Raw genomic sequence first — 16001 nt, 5'->3', positions numbered from 1 at the left:
ATCTTTTAATGTCTGTGTTTATCTAAAGCATCGAATGATTCTTTAGACCTTTTTCCATACTGTTTTGTACCCTGGTACTTATCCAATACAGCCTTGGTATCAATCCTGGCGGCTTCAAAATCAGCTCTCATAATTGTTATAGGATCTCCGCCTTTACGGGGAATTGTAACACTTTTTGCCTCCCCGTCAATTAGAGGCTGAAACATGTTATGCCGGCATTCCGCGCAAACCTGAACTTCTTTTACCACGCCCTCGGGAAACTGTCCTTTAACATCAGATATCACTACATCCTGTCCCCTCAATTGACCTTTTTCCGCCAGTTCATTTAAATTACGTATTTCAGAATGGACTTTGTTCTTGGACGGCAATGAACTCGAATTTTTGCCTGCGGTTACCTTGGAAGTGGCTCCTTTCATGCCACCCGGCATAAGGCCATAATAATCCAGCCACCCCGCCGGGTTACTTACATAACCATATAAATTCTTTCCGCCTTCCAATCTTATCGGATCCTGGCTCACATAAGAACCACTTTCGCTATCATAATAGCGAAACCGGTTATACGCCAGCCCCGTCTCCTCATCCATATACTGTCCCTGATAAAGGTAAGGGATAAAATTACTTTGCCCGGTTTGTTTACGTGTACTACCGTAAATATCAATATCTCTTTCCCAAACTTTCTCACCATTAACGCTGTATGCATGTGTTGGTGTGCCCATGTAATCGGTAATGATACTATACGCTTCAGATCCCATAATTTTGGCAGCCGGTACAAAGCTGTATTCTTCAAATACCCAGGTAACCAGGTTATTTAAAGGCTCTGATTCTTCTTTCAGGCCGTCTTCTCCAATCGACTTCTGCGGCGGATACCGGCCTTCATAATTCCATTCGTGCAAAGGAACATTTCCATCCCATACAAATCTCGTAACCTTGTTTTGTACACTTTCTGAAGAGCTTCTGTCTATTCTTTGTTGTTTAACTATTTTAGCCGTTCTTCTCCCCAAAGGATCATAGCAAAACTCAATCTCCCGTCCACCAGGGTTGATCACTTTTTGTAAAGTACCATTGCTGTTCCATTCGTATTCCCACCCTGTAGCTGTTCTTTGCAGCATAATCCCTTTTTCCTTAGCTACATCGGTTTTGTCAATAGCGCTAAGATTTTCATTTCGTTTAAATTCTTTAAATACCAGGTTGCCTTCAGCATCATAGTAATAACAATATTTATCATCTTCCTCTAAACGTCCGCCTTTCGTATATTTCCTGTCTGTTTTACTCCTTGTTTTATACAGGTTGCCTATTTTGTCGGGAACACGATAAAGCGTTTCAACACCTGCTTTTTCTTCATATACAGCGCTGATCAAATTGTCAAAAGCATCATATTCAAAGTCAATTTTAGCCTGTGTTAATTCATTTACTATTTTATTAAGCTTGTCACCCCGTCCCCAATCATACCGGGTTCGGTATTGCTCTATGTTTTTTGCACCGATACTGCGACGAACAACGCGCCCCAACCTGTCGTGTTCAGTTGACACCGTTACGCCGCCGCTTAATTGCCGATGCAACTCTAAGCCGGTGTTATCACGTTGAAATGAAGCCTGCCATATGCTGTTATTTTGGGGTGCGGGCTGCCCTCCTGCATTCAACACTCCCGTAAGCCGGGCTATTCTATCCTCCACTTCTTTCAGTTTTGCATCAAAACTGGCAGACGAACTCAGGGATTGCGTTTCTATACCATTTCCTCCGTCGATTTGTGTAAGCATTCCCCATTCGTTATATACCATTTTTATATTGGCGCCCAAACTGCTTCCGGTACATAAGCAATTACCGTCTTTATCATACATTTTTGTTACGGTATATCCATCCTGTATTTCTTTTATTACCTGGCCCGCTTTGTTACGTTCCAGTTTAATATGGCTGGTTTCATTAATAGCTTCTGCCAGTTGTCCGTCTGCATTATACTTATAGGCAACCATGCTCCCGTCAGAATGCGCTTCTTTTACTATATTGCCAACACTATCATAATCATAGGAAGTCCATTTATCCGCGGGTCTCAGCACTTTAACAACCCTTCCATTTCCATCACGTTGATATCGCCGGTTCAATCCGTCAAACCCCCACTCACTAACCACGTTACCTACCGCATCAAGCCCAAATTTATACATCTCTCCGCCTTCGTTCACAATACTTCGCAATTGTAACTCGGTGTCATAATTAAACTTAACGGTATGGTTATTTTGCCTCCTGCCACGCAATACCCCCATGGGTCCGTATTCGAATTGCACCGCATTATTGTAATCTCTTACTTCCAGTAAATTACCAGCTTTATCGTATTCAAATTGATGAATATTGCCATCAGGATCTTTTAAGCGGGTTAGCAATCCCAGGTCATTATATTCATAGGTAGTCACATTACCCCGCACGTCTTTCTGAAAAACCAGATTTCCCAATTCATCATAATTGAACACCTGTTCAAGGCCATTAGGATACCGGAACCGGGTCAGGTTATTTTGTTGGTCATAAAAAAGTTCGAAACGACGTTCTTTATGGTCGGTTATATATTTAAGTTGTTTTCCTTCATAAGTGTAGTAGACGGTATTGCCTCGCATGCCGGTACGGCTTATCAAACGGTTCTGCTCATCATACTCCCAACTAATGGAACGGTTGCCGGGACTGCTGACAAAACTTATATTCTGACGCTCATCATAGATATAGCTGCACGCTTCGTCATTTTCATTGATGATACGGCTAATTTTCCCATAACTGTTATATTGGTATTGCTCTGTTCCTCCCTCAGGGTTCACTATCACTTCGAGGTCCTGGTAGCCATTGTAAATCTGGCGGGTGATTCCGCCGTTCGCATCAACAATTTTATAAATCAGTTTCTTACTGTCATAATAATATTCCGTTTGATGACCAAGGCTATCCCTGGTAATGGTTTGTCCACTACCATCTTCATTTTGTTTATACTCGGTCCAGTATTCCAAAATACCGCCATCACCCCAGGTATGAATACATCTTGCGCCATCTCCTTTTCCCTCATACTCCCAGTAAAAGCTATGATCACTCTGATTGGTTAGCTTCACTAATAAATGCCCATCGTATTCAAAGCTTTTAACAGCACCCAACGCATCTTCATTACCAACCATATTACCTTTAGCATCGTATGTATACTGTATAAAATTAACCCGCCTGTTGTTGGCAATAGTATACACCCTCAATACACGTCCTAAATCATCACATTGTACTCTAATAAGCCGGCCTGCACTATCTATGACAGATGAAAGACTACCTTTTGCATCATATTCAAAGCGAATACTAAAACCCTGCGGATCTGTGATCGACTCAATCATCGCAAACCCTTCCCGGTTCTTCTTGTCTCCAAACCGATAGATCAATTTGCTGCTGTCTGTTGCGAAGTATCCTTTATCATCCCGCTCAAAAAACAACTGTTCTATCCTATGATAAAATATCTCTCCCTTTTGCAGATAAGGCAGGGCAGCCTCCCTGCCATCTTTCAAACGTATGGCAAAACCATTCCCTACATCATATAAGCCAATATTATAGCTATGATGCCAGTTATATCCCAAAGAAGTTTCCACTTCCGCATCGCTGTAGTAAGTACGCCCCCATACTAATGGAATGGGGCCGGGCAAATCAAAATCAATGTTAGTATGTATCACACGCCCCGTAGCCGCATCAACAGGTTCACCGAAAGACTTGCACTTGATCGACTGCAGTATATTCGCCAGCTTCTCATTCTTCTTGGATATCTTATTAATAATATCCTGGAATTTGTCGCCCAGCTTTTTCCAGGCTTTGCTCAGTCCCTTAATACCCAACGATAACATTAACTGGAAAAGGTCGATCGTAGGAGGCCCTCCAACCAATACCGGTCCGCCGCTGCTGATGATGGCCAGCAACATGGAAGTAGGCATCATCAGATCGAGTACAGGTCGCGGTGTTTTATTCATTCTGGGCAGACTGGGAAAGCCTACCAGGTTACAGGATAGCGCCGGGTGAAATTGTGTGGAGAAAGGTCCTCCATCAGCCAGCACTGTACTGCTGCCCATCCACATTTCGGAGGACGAGGTAGGAACCGCCATTGGCAATAAATGCAGGAACATCGCCGGCAGGTGCATTACAGGTGTACCGGCATTATTGATCCAGCGGGAGTGCACTTTAACCGAAGGCTTTAATGCATTAACAATCGCTGCTGCTACACCGGCAACACTAAAACCTTCCCCTTCCTCAGGTGGTGGCGGCAAGGCAGAAGCAATAGCATTCATTACCGCGCCAAAAATATCAAATACCAGCCCCACATGCGGCACTGGAAAAACCGGGCATGGTGGTGCAATTGTTTGCTCGAAATCGATGCCCATGGCCAGGTCAAAATACTTACCGGCAGGCATTCCCGGCATAGCCGGAAATATACTGGCCAGGCCGGCCTGGAGTTCATCGAGCTTGCCTTTTGCTTCGCCAAACAGTTCACCAAAGCCTTTACTGGGTGCTGATCCTGCTGCTACTGCCATTATAGAATGCTTTTAAATAGTTTAGTATCAAAATATAAATAGCCTCCATTTTCATTCTTAAAAAGAAACCGGTGGCATGTATTTGCTGCGTGGCTTCACTGTACTCTTCTCCAGCTCAGTGCCGCCAATCAATTCTCTCCAGTCTTCCCCGATCCATACATCCAGCTGCTCTTCAAGCGCTTTTAATTCGTCTTTCGGTTTGAGTTTTTCGCCGAGAAATACTGCGAGGTAAGCGGCATGCAGGAAGGTGCTTTGCCTGATCATATCCTTGCTTAACTGGCTCCCGGCCACCATGGCCATCAATGTATTCTCGAAAGCCGGCTTTAAACGTCCTCTCAAATAATATAAATGCCCCGAAATACGATACCCCTCCATTATGAAAAACACATCGCCGTATTGCAACGCTTTAGCGGCCATATCCTCATAAATTTTTATAGCGGCCTCCCATTTTCTTTTTGCTGCCAGTAATGCCCCTTTCAACATCATACAGGCTTTCCAGGAGTGATAGCCACTGGCTTCCCCTTTATCCATTTCTGCATCCGCCTTTTTAATAGCTTCGTCCGCATACCTTTCGCTGGGGTCATGATCTTTAATATTATAATGCGCCTGAGACGCCACCAATAAAGCAGATACCAACGTAGAAGTATTACCTGTTTCTTTAGCAATGGATAGCATTTTACCTACCTCCCTGCCAGTGAGCGCCGGATCTTTTTTAATGATGGTATCCATCACCGTTCTTATTTGTTTGGTCAACCTCGCTTCGGGGCTCACCGTATCGCTGCTGCCACCACCCTTATCCATCTCATTGTTAATGGCAGCTAACATATCCAACTGCGGTTGCAGCTCTACTACTTTGTCGGTATTACCTATAAAAATTTTCCTGCTCGCTGCATGATCGATTGTTACTAACCTGATTTGAGGAGGAATACCTTTTTTAATTTGCTGTGCCAGCCAGTCACCGATGATGAGCTGCCTTGGCTGGGCCGGTGGGAAGTACAGGCAGAAATTATTTTTATCAAACCCACGTAAATGGTCCTTTAAACGCATCATCTCTTTCAGCAGTCCATCAAATCCACTGGTAGCGTCTATTTGCGGTACAAATAAAGGATTCAATATCCCGTCATTCTTTAAGGCCAGCATCAGGTCTTGGCCCGGATCAGGTACCGGTTGAAACCAGCTCTCATATTCTTTCCAGAGCGCTTCTTCAAAAGAGGTGGGGTCTCCCTTATAGGGTGTATTGAACCGAAAAAATATATCATCAAAAACGCCAATGGGTAATCGTTCTGTTTCAATAAACTTATCAATAATATCGAGGTCCTGGTAGTTGGCAATCCAAACTGCAAGGCTCCATGTTTTTAGCCGATCTACCCGCGCCCATTCTTCGCGTATCTTATAAAACTCCTGTGCTACCGATGTTTTGCTGCTCATAGTGTAGTTGTTTTAGGAGTTGATTTTTACGATAGCCCCGGTTACGCTTACATCTCCTCCGGCGCCCATATCTATCTTACCTCCATTAATGCTGGTAGTGGCCGAACCTACCGCTTCCAGCTTTTTAGAGAACAGTCCCATTTCGTTAGAACCCACTACCGTAGTAGCTTTGGAAGAAACGGTAGCCGTTGTTTTTCCTGAAGCCAGGAAATCCACATCTGCCACCATGGCGAGGTTGTTTTTCGCGCTGGAAACCACATCTTTGGTAGCTACCGTAAAAACATCTTTACCACTGATAGTAATGGTGCCGTCTTTTTTCATATTCAGTGTACTATCCCCGCAGGTAAGCGTAATACTTTCATTACTCTTCATGGTTACATTACCTGCACCATCCATTAATACACTGTTTCCATCTTTATCCTCCACAAATACACTTCCCGCGTTATCATCTAACAATACCTTATTACCACTACGGCTTTGCAGCGCTTTTACATCATTACCGGCGTTACCAAAACTGTTGTTGGCCTTGCCGTGATATACAGCGCCTATTACATAAGGCTTGGTGGCACTATCTCCTTCAAAACCGATGATCACTTCTTCTCCTACTTCAGGTATAAAGAACATACCCTTTCCGCCACCTGCATGTGGTGTGGTAACCCTTATCCAGGGTGTTTTTTCTGATCCGCTCATCCAGTGAAATTTAACCCGTATGCGGCCGAGTCCATTAAAGTCATTATTATCCGTAACAATGGCACTCTGGGTTTCACAATTAGGCTCTTTAGGTGATGCAACGGGCGGAACCTTTATGGTACCTGGCACAGCCGTAAACTGATTATCGTAATTACCCATGGCATCTACATAGTGCGTGGCAGCAATAACCAGGTATTCGCCATAACCTTCGGTTTGTTCGCTAAAAACATTGTTCCCTGAAACCTCTACCGTACCGCCGATTTTTACACCGGGATGACCACTCTTACCATTAAACATGATCATGCGGCTGCCCTGAATAGCGCTTTTCATATTGGTAATATCATCCTGTTGTTTTTTATTGGTCAGGAACTGGTTGTTCCAGAGTACGGGCTGCGCGGTGTATATCGATTGCCCCAGCTGCATTACCTGCTTGCCTAAGGGGTTTAAACCTGCCTTATCTTCCACGCCCGATGGCTGACTGGTATAAACCTGGCTATTCAGGTAATCCCAACCCATCATTTGTGTTTTTACCGGGCGCGCGTTCAGCGACATATTGAAACTGCTGATGTGGCTGCCGTAAGTTAATGTTATTGATTGGCCCGACTGCGGTTGTCCAATCACCAGGGCCTGCCCATCCCAAAATAACCATTCACCAAAGGTGCTGGTTAAGCGTTGCAAAAACTCCCAGGCGGTTTCTTTATACTGAACGGTATAAGCCAGTGTTTCACCATATAAGGGCTGTACTTTGGGACTTAACAGATTTTGTGGAAAGGGCTTCAACACATCGTTAGCGATATTTTTGATGGCTTTTTTCTCCCAGCTTTGGCAGTGCGGACCGCTCTCCATCATAATAGTAGGCGAATAGCCACTGATAATAACATTTCCATGATGACCGGTAAATCGCGATGTTTCCACACTTGTTACCACGCCCTTAAACAACAGGCTACCGTCAAATCCTTCTGCCAGAATACGTGCACCAAATGTGCCTCCTATCATATCTTTTGAAGAAGTAAAGATGCCCGATTTACCATCAATAGCTTCGGCAGGGCAGACTAAAGAAAACTGGTGATGATCAAAAATACTTTGAGAGAGAGAGAAGGATGTGAAAACGGGAATAGCATTACCGTTAATGCTGAAAGAAGCATTGGTTAACTGAGCCATAAATAAAGGTTTTGTCGTTTATGGATGAAATATGTTTAGTTACGAATATTAATTCATGTCGATTTATGATTAGTTCTATTTTCCAGAAGGGTCTTTTAAATGATTAATAATTCCTTTACTCCAACTCACCATTATTCATTAAAAAGGTAAAAAGCATTTCCCGGGTTCTTAGGTTTCCAGCCCTGCTTTTCCAATGCGTCCTCATCCCCGTTCACGTGAAATTTTATGGTTACATCCTGGGGTGTATAACCAGCTGGTGCATTCACCAGGTTAACCAGGCTGTCCTTATTTTCAGCAGACCTACCGAATACCTCGTAAGAAATTTTCTCATCACGCAGGTAAACCCTGAATTGCTCCAGTATATCCAACTCCTGACTTTCAGTTGACGCTGTGGTTAAATCCTGCCAGTATTTATCTATTGCCTTCATTGTGTTATTATTATTAAAGGTGCAGGCCATTATCATTGAGCAATGCAGCATCAGCACCCATCCGAAAGATCTTAGGTATTTCATCCGTGTATTTTTATTTTTAAATCTGGCCGGATGACCGCCCGGATGACCCCGGTCGGACGGGGAACTTCGCACATACCTGTCCATCCGGTCAGGCGGGCATCTCCCTGTCCAAAGGACTCCTTCAGAGTGTGAGAAAGATCGATCATGCTCCGTTTCATTTTATATTATGTTTCCTGAACTTCTGGTTTACCCACGATACAAAATGAGCAATATGGCGGTTTCGTACTATTTCCCCATTGTTCATTACAGAGGCGCCATCGTGCTGCCACCGGGTTCTGGGTTTATATTCATCCTCCAGGCCAATCATATGTCCAAATTCATGCACTACTCCCCGCTGGCGTCCTCTGGGCTTGGTAGTCAGAACCAGGTCCATGCTATCCAGTTGAGCACTACCGCGTGCCGGTGTCACATAACTTTGCTCGAAACTGGTGGTCTTTTGAACTGATATTTCCCAATGGTCGAAGATCCATATCCCTTCTATCTGGGTTTTGAACTCGAATTCGAGTACTACCTGTACGCCATTACTCAGCATTCGTAACAGTTTTCTGTTCCAGGCAGACTTCACGCCGGCTATCCAGTCATTTACAAAGCTTTGCTTTTGCAAATCCGTCCATTTTCCATTCTTATCCTGGAAGAAAAATTGCAGGTTCATAAAGCAAACCAGCTTGTACTCGCGCACTGGTTTTCCCCTGGCTATGAGGTACAGGTCATAGGCATCATTTACATCCAGCTCACCCGCTGTAATATCTGTTTCATGGTCAATACACACCTCATCAGCTGCTAACGGGAAAGGAGTATGATGCGGCATAAAGTTTTTATTTTCAATAGATGCAACAGACGAGGCATTATAAACCCGTCCGCAATTTTCAACACAACTTTTATAGTAACAGAAAGTATACCAGTTTTACACAGGCCAGTTTTTCTTAAAGCTGGAATCGTTCAGCTTCACTTCCTTGGCGCTTAATCTCAACGTTATCTGCATCGGATATTCTCCATTGTGTGTGTACTCTTCGGTATAGTCAATACAATGAGCATCAACAAATTTTATCGTTTTCAACTGGCTCATAGTATCTCTGCGGTAAAAAGTAATAGCACCACTTTTTGTTTGTGTAGGACTTATCATCCAATCAAAAAGATCCGTCTTCCCATTGCTTTCAATAGTAACATCAATCACGCCACCTTTAGGAATGGACGTAGGCCGGCTGGTTGCATCTGTTTCCTGGGAGAAATGGTATCGACAGTGGAGGACATTAATCTCTTCGCCATCTAATGTAAGTTTTGAAATAAATGACATAAGGCTGCTTTTAAGGTATCAATTTTAATTGATAGCGCTTTTCATAAGTACGGGTAGCAAATAACTATAAATAACCCAGCACCTGATCAAAGGCGCCGGGTTATCAATGTTTAATATAAAACATTTTTCAATGCTTAATAACTCATGTTGTTTCTGAATGCTAAACTGCCCACTGGTTTAGATGCGAAGCGTTGCCCATGCTGATTTCCTTTGCACTGATCGTAAACGTTTCAGTGATAGGATTTTCGCCGGTTGCGTTAAAGTTTTCGCGATAAGAAACCAGGTAACCTTCTTTAAAAGAAAGCTCCTTCATCGTTGCGTCTGAATCTCTTTTTGTAAAGGTGATCTTACCATCTTTTCTTTCGAAGTTATTACACATCCACTCGAAGAATTTGGTGTCACCGGTTGATTCAACGGTAAGGGTAATCTGGCCGCCGCGGGTAATCGAAGACGGTCGGCCCGTGGCATCTGTTTCCTGCTTGAGGGCATAGCTAAGATCCAGGATATTGTTCTTAGCCCCTGCCACATCAATCTGTGCTTTAAATGACATAATTGTACATTTTTGATGTTAAAAAATAAGTATAAAAACTATAAATAAAAAATACGTGGTTATTAATACTTATCTATGTAACACAGTATACATCTAGCTTTCAAATAATTCGTCATAGATTAAGTATAGGATTAAACGCTTGGGGTGTTTGAATTATTGCAGGAGAACTATTAATAAAATATTAATTACTTATTTATCCTGTTCGTAGCTTGACATCCACTCTACGCCATCTGCATCGTCCCCTTTCTGACCATCCAATTTGATCAAAAATGTTTTTGCAGGGAAATAAGGTTTCAGGTGAATATCGAGGAATATCCTGTCTTTCTGAAGCGGATCCTGTTCAAATCTTTTGATCGTGAAGTTTTCAATCAGCTTACTCGGGCCTGTTATACTATCTAAGAAACGAACAATTTGCCCGTTCAATTCTTTTCTTGTATTGGCATTAAAATTTTCAAAAGCGCGCCTGTTCAGGAAGTCCATCATTACCTTGGCCACATAGTCAAATACACGTACTACAGAATAAGTCTGTAAACCAATATTATCTCCGTTAAATAAAGTCTTTGCCGAGAAGGCCATTACCTTGCCATATTCCTTAGCCATGGGCACCAGACCCAACTTTTCAAGACCCGCTATTTCACTTTTCTTCAGATCAAACTTAACACCGTCTACTTCGTTCATACTACCATGTTTCTTACCGGCAGTAACCTGCGACATCAGTGTGTAATAGATCTTACCTCCCAGTGATGAAGAAGGCGGAATAAACAGGTGATCATCTTCCCCCACTTCATCTTCTTTACCACGGCCTACCAGCCAGTTACAAGCCATTACTACATTGGATCGATAAGGATCGCCCCCTGTTAAATTAGCAGCCTCAAATAGCTCCATTACGTCATCGGGTGTATCGAGATTTTCAAAATCGGTCACTAACATCACCTTATTATCATAAGCAATTTTAGCCCATTTCTCTACCACTTTATTAGAGCCCAGGTAACCCGGTAAAATCAAAATACCATAGTTGTTCCTCAGATCTAACCTGTCGTAATTATTAACCAGTTCTGCCTGTACATGATCAATAAACCTCGTGTTATCCAGGTCTTTCAATTGATCGGGTTCAGCATTCATAAACGATACGTTCTTTACTTTCTGGCTTTCAGTGTTCTTAAAGAACAATGCTACAGAGCGGTAAGAACGCTCCAGATCTGCGGTACGCTCCAATGCCTTTCTCACATTCGACTTTAATGTGCGGTCAGCCGTTTCAGCCAATTGGTTGCAATTGTCAACCATTTGCCCCAGATCATCTGTAGACTCTAATATATCTACCCACCAGCTCAACATCTTTTTCAGTTCGTCCCGCTCTTTCTTCTTACTGGCTTCTTCCAGGAATATTTTCTTCCTCGCCTTTCGCTCTGGATTTAAATTTTGTACATTATCGATAGCAGATTCCAGCAGATCATATCCACCCAGCTTTGCAAGCGGTTGAAGATGAGAATCCAGGCTACCTAACTCAACTGATGAAGGTTGCTTATATTCCTTTTGCAGATTTTGGTCTTCCGGGGAAAGTTGATTTTGAGCTGTTGACATATGATGACTATAGGTTTATATGATTGTATTATTTAGACTTACCATCCAGTTCCTGTATCAGTACTTTTAGTGCAGCAACCAGGTTCTCTTTAGTGTTGGTATCAGATAGCGCCTGCTTTAATAACTTATTGGTTTTAAGTTGCTTTACAATTTTCTGGTATTGCGTACGCTTCATATCCAACTCGCTCAGATACTGGCTTTGGCGGGTAATGCCTTTGGGACCGAAGTCTTCGAGCCCTTTAAAGCTCAATTCTTCTCTTCTGCTGGCGCCTTCTTCTGTTTCAAACTCCATATCGACAGAAGGATTAAAATGATTAAACACAGCACCAAGATCAGTCAGCCCATGCACAATCTCTGGCCTCACAGGAGGCAGGTCGGTTAATTTTTCGGCTAATAATACACGATTCTGCGGTATATCGGCAAAAGCCTCGAACGCATCGTTCTTTACTTCGGTACCGCCTATTCCATAAGGTTCCAGTGGCATAGTTATTTTTTTAATAGATTGTAATAACGAATGTATTTGTCATGTCCGCTTTCAAAGGTTCCGCAATGGATGGGGAACAATTATTTAAAAAGGAACTTTGTAAAAGTAAACCCTTTATTTTTTTCTCATAATAGCTAAATATAGTGATGCCCAAGGTCGAAAAATTTGATAATAAATAAAATAGCCTAAGAAAGAAACAAGGCTATTAACTCATTTCCTTCTTAGGCCAACAAAACTCATGCCTATAATGTCTTTTTTCAGATTTTTTTTATCATTCTATATAAACCTGGTCTGCATCACTATTTTCCTCCCATCTAACCAATACCTTTTGATTTTCAAAGCTATCTATCGCACTACCAATATAATCAGCCTGGATAGGCACCTCCCGGCTAAAGCGGCGATCGATCAATACACAGAGTTCCACTTTTGCCGGGCGACCAAAGTCGAGCAATGCATCCAGGGCCGCACGTATGGTTCTACCCGTATATAATACATCATCTATAAGTATTACCGTTTTATTTTCAATGCTAAAAGGTATGTCTGTAGCATTGGCCTTATGCAGGGTGTTGCGAACATCGTCCCGGTAAAAAGTGATATCCAGCTTACCATATTCAATGGTTGTTTTTCCAACCAGTTGCTTTACCTGCCGGTGCATCCTGTCAGACAAATAAACACCTCTTGGTTGAAGGCCAATCATTACCACTCTGGAAAGATCTGTATGATTTTCAATAACCTGCTGTGCCAGTCTTTTTATAGTAATCGCTATATGTTCTTTATTTAAAATAGATTTCACGCTATTGTCTTTAGTGCTAAAAACCGAAAGTCGGAAAGTTTAAGCTTTTAAAAAACTTTTTCTTTCCGACTTTCAAACATTAAAAATATCTCAACTAATCCGCTGCTAAAAACGGATATTTATAGTCCGTTGGAGGATTAAATGTTTCTTTAATAGTACGGGCACTTAACCAGCGGTATAAATTTAAAATAAAACCGGCTTTATCGTTGGTACCGGAAGCCCGTCCACCGCCGAATGGTTGTTGTCCTACAACGGCGCCCGTTGGTTTATCATTGATGTAAAAATTGCCTGCCGCATTTTCCAACTTCCTGGTTGCCAGTTCTACCGCACCACGATCGGTTGCAATGATAGCGCCGGTAAGCGCATAAGGGGAGGTATTATTTACCAGGTCCAGCGTTTTTTCAAATGCGTTGGCAGGATAAACATATAAAGTCAGTACAGGGCCAAAGATCTCCTCGCACATGGTGAGGTATTGCGGGTTAGTAGTTTCAATTACGGTAGGCTGTATGAAGTATCCTTCTTTCTTATCATAATTACCTCCGGCAAGTATGGATGCTTCTTTATCCTTCTTTGCTTTATCGATGTAATTTTTGATCTTGTCAAAGCTACGCTCGTCGATCACCGCATTAATGAAATTGCCGAAGTCTTCCACGCTACCCATTTTAAAGGAATTGATACCTTCGACCAATTTCTTTTTTACTTCTTTAGCGATATTAAAAGGGATATAGGCTCGTGAAGCCGCCGAGCATTTTTGTCCCTGGAACTCAAATGCGCCTCGTAAAAGAGCTGTAGCTACCACCGCCGGATCGGCACTCTTATGCGCTATTACAAAATCCTTTCCACCGGTTTCCCCTACAATGCGCGGATAGCTTTTGTATCTGCCGATGTTTTTACCAATGGTTTCCCACATGGTGTTAAATACACCTGTAGAACCGGTAAAATGTACTCCTGCAAAATCACGATGACTGAAACACACTTCTCCCAATTCGGGTCCGTCCACATAAATCAGATTAATAACACCATCAGGTAAACCGGCTTCTTTTAAAATCCGCATGAACATCTGAGCAGAGTATACCTGTGTATTAGCAGGCTTCCATACCACTACGTTACCACACATTGCTGCCGATGTTGGTAAATTACCGCCAATAGCTGTAAAGTTGAAGGGCGTTACAGCCAGTACAAAACCTTCCAGCGGGCGATACTCCAAACGGTTGTGCATACCCGGGCTGCTAATAGGCTGCTGTTTATAAATCTCACTCAGAAAGTGTACGTTAAAACGTAGAAAATCGATAATCTCGCAGGCGCTGTCAATCTCGGCCTGATAAGCATTTTTACTTTGACCCAGCATGGTAGTACCATTCATGTGAAAGCGGTATTTGGTAGCAATCAGGTCAGCTGCTTTCAGAAAAATACCGGCGCGGCTTTCCCAGCTTAAGGCAGCCCATTTTTCTTTGGCAGCCAATGCTGCATCAATGGCCTGCTGTACATGCTTTTTATCACCCATTGAAAACTGTCCCAGGGTATATTTTTTTTCATGGGGAGGATGTATGGATACTTTATTTTTAGTATACACTTCTTCTCCTCCTATATACATAGGAATATCAAGGGTTTCTGCTTTAAGCGTTGCCAGTGTATTCTTTAACTGCTCTCTTTCTTTGCTGCCAGGTGCATAATTTAACACCGGCTCATTAACCGGTAAAGGGTATGAAAAGGTTCCTATACTCATGATAAAATTTATTAGTATAAAACTATTGAAAATAATGGTATGCTATCTTGCAAAGTGCATTTTATGATGCCTCTCCTTCTTTATCAGCCATCAGGTAAGCTTTGATGAAGCCATCCAACTCACCATCCATAACGGGCTGCACGTTTCCTACTTCATAATCGGTACGATGGTCTTTAATCATCTTGTAAGGATGGAATACATAGCTACGGATCTGGCTTCCCCACTCAATCTTTTTCTTGCTGGCATTGGTAGCATTCTTTAACTCCTCACGCTTGCGCAGCTCTTCTTCATATAAGCGGCTTTTAAGCATTTGCATGGCTTTTTCGCGGTTACCCATTTGGGTGCGCTCGGTTTGGCAAACCACTACAATGCCTGTAGGTATGTGTGTTAGAAATACTTTGGTTTCTACCTTATTCACGTTCTGGCCACCTGCGCCACCACTTCGGGCTGTTTCCATTTTCACTTCACTATCTTTAATCTCGATCTCAATAGTATCGTCGATCAACGGATACACGAATACCGATACAAACGAAGTATGCCTGCGTGCATTGCTGTCGAAAGGAGAAATACGCACCAGCCGGTGAACGCCGCTTTCGGCTTTTAAGAAGCCATAGGCAAAAGCACCCTCAAACTGGAGGGTAGCGGTTTTAATACCTGCACCATCGCCCCATTGCCAATCGAGCTCAGTAACTTTCCACCCCTGCTTTTCGCCATACATGCGATACATACGGGCTACCATCTCAGCCCAGTCCTGGCTTTCGGTACCACCGGCTCCGGAGTTGATCTGTAGTACCGCAGGCAATTCGTCTTCCGGCTCGTTCAATGTGCTCTTGAATTCGGCCTCGTCTAATGTTTTCAGGGCCTGGTCGTAGGCTTCCTGTGTCTCGGCTTCTGTAGCATCCCCTTCTTTCCAGAAATCAAAAAGTATGGCAAAATCTTCCACTGCTGTTTCAGCATGGTTAAAAAGATTTACCCAATATTCGTTTACTTTTAAAGTCTTTAGAATTTCGGTAGCACGTTTGTTATCATCCCAAAAACCGGGACTTAACGATAATTGTTTGTCTTGTTGAATTTTTTGCGTACGGTTCCCGACGTCAAAGAAACCTCCTTATCCCGAGAACGCGGGACCGCATATCCTGTAATTTTTCCTGTGTCATAGCTGCAAATATAGAGTGAATCCAAATACATTGCTTGAATGACGTTATATTTGCGCTCATTAATCATGCCCTAAAAACCATATTATTTATTTATAATAT

Annotated in this window: 13 protein-coding genes; all 13 read right to left on the bottom strand. The window is 42.8% G+C overall.

Annotation, left to right across the window (positions count from 1 at the left end):
• Window positions 1-5: 5 nt before the first annotated feature.
• Entirely contained in the window at window positions 6-4526 is a 4521-nt protein-coding gene (locus tag ACLOAU_RS12300; RefSeq protein ID WP_427862168.1) for a DUF6531 domain-containing protein, read from the bottom strand.
• A gap of 57 nt (window positions 4527-4583) precedes the next feature.
• Entirely contained in the window at window positions 4584-5954 is a 1371-nt protein-coding gene (locus ACLOAU_RS12295; protein ID WP_427862167.1) for a hypothetical protein, read from the bottom strand.
• 12 nt (window positions 5955-5966) lie between these two features.
• On the bottom strand, window positions 5967-7805 hold the full coding sequence (locus ACLOAU_RS12290) for a type VI secretion system Vgr family protein (RefSeq protein WP_427862166.1): 1839 nt from the start codon (window positions 7803-7805) through the stop codon (window positions 5967-5969).
• Between the two features lie 131 nt (window positions 7806-7936).
• The gene (locus ACLOAU_RS12285) at window positions 7937-8317 is read right to left on the bottom strand and encodes a hypothetical protein (RefSeq protein WP_427862165.1); all 381 of its coding nucleotides are present in this window, start codon (window positions 8315-8317) and stop codon (window positions 7937-7939) included.
• Window positions 8314-8475, bottom strand: a complete 162-nt coding sequence (locus ACLOAU_RS12280; protein WP_427862164.1) for a hypothetical protein — start codon at window positions 8473-8475, stop codon at window positions 8314-8316. The genes ACLOAU_RS12285 and ACLOAU_RS12280 overlap by 4 nt, the downstream gene beginning before the upstream one ends.
• On the bottom strand, window positions 8472-9125 hold the full coding sequence (locus tag ACLOAU_RS12275; protein WP_427862163.1) for a hypothetical protein: 654 nt from the start codon (window positions 9123-9125) through the stop codon (window positions 8472-8474). The genes ACLOAU_RS12280 and ACLOAU_RS12275 overlap by 4 nt, the downstream gene beginning before the upstream one ends.
• Window positions 9126-9221: 96 nt before the next feature.
• Window positions 9222-9611 carry a type VI secretion system tube protein TssD gene (gene tssD / locus ACLOAU_RS12270; RefSeq protein WP_240852633.1) on the bottom strand — a complete coding sequence of 130 codons (390 nt, stop codon included), beginning with the start codon at window positions 9609-9611 and terminating at the stop codon, window positions 9222-9224.
• A gap of 160 nt (window positions 9612-9771) precedes the next feature.
• Window positions 9772-10161: a type VI secretion system tube protein TssD gene (tssD, locus tag ACLOAU_RS12265; RefSeq protein ID WP_240852634.1), complete on the bottom strand. Its 390-nt coding sequence runs from the start codon at window positions 10159-10161 to the stop codon at window positions 9772-9774.
• 189 nt (window positions 10162-10350) lie between these two features.
• Window positions 10351-11742 (bottom strand): DUF5458 family protein, encoded by a 1392-nt coding sequence (locus ACLOAU_RS12260; RefSeq protein WP_427862162.1) that lies wholly within the window; start codon window positions 11740-11742, stop codon window positions 10351-10353.
• Window positions 11743-11770: 28 nt separating this feature from the next.
• Window positions 11771-12226, bottom strand: coding sequence for a type VI secretion system contractile sheath small subunit (locus ACLOAU_RS12255; protein WP_427862161.1), 456 nt, complete (start codon window positions 12224-12226; stop codon window positions 11771-11773).
• Between the two features lie 271 nt (window positions 12227-12497).
• Entirely contained in the window at window positions 12498-13019 is a 522-nt protein-coding gene (gene pyrR / locus ACLOAU_RS12250; protein ID WP_427862160.1) for a bifunctional pyr operon transcriptional regulator/uracil phosphoribosyltransferase PyrR, read from the bottom strand.
• Between the two features lie 94 nt (window positions 13020-13113).
• Window positions 13114-14745: an L-glutamate gamma-semialdehyde dehydrogenase gene (pruA, locus tag ACLOAU_RS12245; protein WP_427862159.1), complete on the bottom strand. Its 1632-nt coding sequence runs from the start codon at window positions 14743-14745 to the stop codon at window positions 13114-13116.
• A gap of 61 nt (window positions 14746-14806) precedes the next feature.
• Window positions 14807-15902, bottom strand: a protein-coding gene (gene prfB / locus ACLOAU_RS12240; RefSeq protein WP_427862158.1) for a peptide chain release factor 2 whose coding sequence is annotated in 2 segments (ribosomal slippage) — window positions 14807-15853 and window positions 15855-15902 — 1095 coding nt in all. Because the reading frame shifts where the segments join, the coding sequence is not laid out codon by codon here.
• Between the last annotated feature and the right edge of the window lie 99 nt (window positions 15903-16001).

The organism is Paraniabella aurantiaca (assembly GCF_050309965.1).
Taxonomy (GTDB): Bacteria; Bacteroidota; Bacteroidia; order Chitinophagales; family Chitinophagaceae; genus Niabella.
The sequence above is the reverse complement of the archived record's forward strand: the minus strand, read 5'-3'. Positions and strand labels throughout refer to the sequence as shown.

Excerpts from the sequence above, each read along its gene's own strand:
- ACLOAU_RS12300 (WP_427862168.1), bottom strand. The coding sequence starts at position 4,526 with ATGGCAGTAGCAGCAGGATCAGCACCCAGTAAAGGCTTTGGTGAACTG.
- ACLOAU_RS12295 (WP_427862167.1), bottom strand. The coding sequence starts at position 5,954 with ATGAGCAGCAAAACATCGGTAGCACAGGAGTTTTATAAGATACGCGAA.
- ACLOAU_RS12290 (WP_427862166.1), bottom strand. The coding sequence starts at position 7,805 with ATGGCTCAGTTAACCAATGCTTCTTTCAGCATTAACGGTAATGCTATT.
- ACLOAU_RS12285 (WP_427862165.1), bottom strand. The coding sequence starts at position 8,317 with ATGAAATACCTAAGATCTTTCGGATGGGTGCTGATGCTGCATTGCTCA.
- ACLOAU_RS12280 (WP_427862164.1), bottom strand. The coding sequence starts at position 8,475 with ATGAAACGGAGCATGATCGATCTTTCTCACACTCTGAAGGAGTCCTTT.
- ACLOAU_RS12275 (WP_427862163.1), bottom strand. The coding sequence starts at position 9,125 with ATGCCGCATCATACTCCTTTCCCGTTAGCAGCTGATGAGGTGTGTATT.
- tssD (WP_240852633.1), bottom strand. The coding sequence starts at position 9,611 with ATGTCATTTATTTCAAAACTTACATTAGATGGCGAAGAGATTAATGTC.
- tssD (WP_240852634.1), bottom strand. The coding sequence starts at position 10,161 with ATGTCATTTAAAGCACAGATTGATGTGGCAGGGGCTAAGAACAATATC.
- ACLOAU_RS12260 (WP_427862162.1), bottom strand. The coding sequence starts at position 11,742 with ATGTCAACAGCTCAAAATCAACTTTCCCCGGAAGACCAAAATCTGCAA.
- ACLOAU_RS12255 (WP_427862161.1), bottom strand. The coding sequence starts at position 12,226 with ATGCCACTGGAACCTTATGGAATAGGCGGTACCGAAGTAAAGAACGAT.
- pruA (WP_427862159.1), bottom strand. The coding sequence starts at position 14,745 with ATGAGTATAGGAACCTTTTCATACCCTTTACCGGTTAATGAGCCGGTG.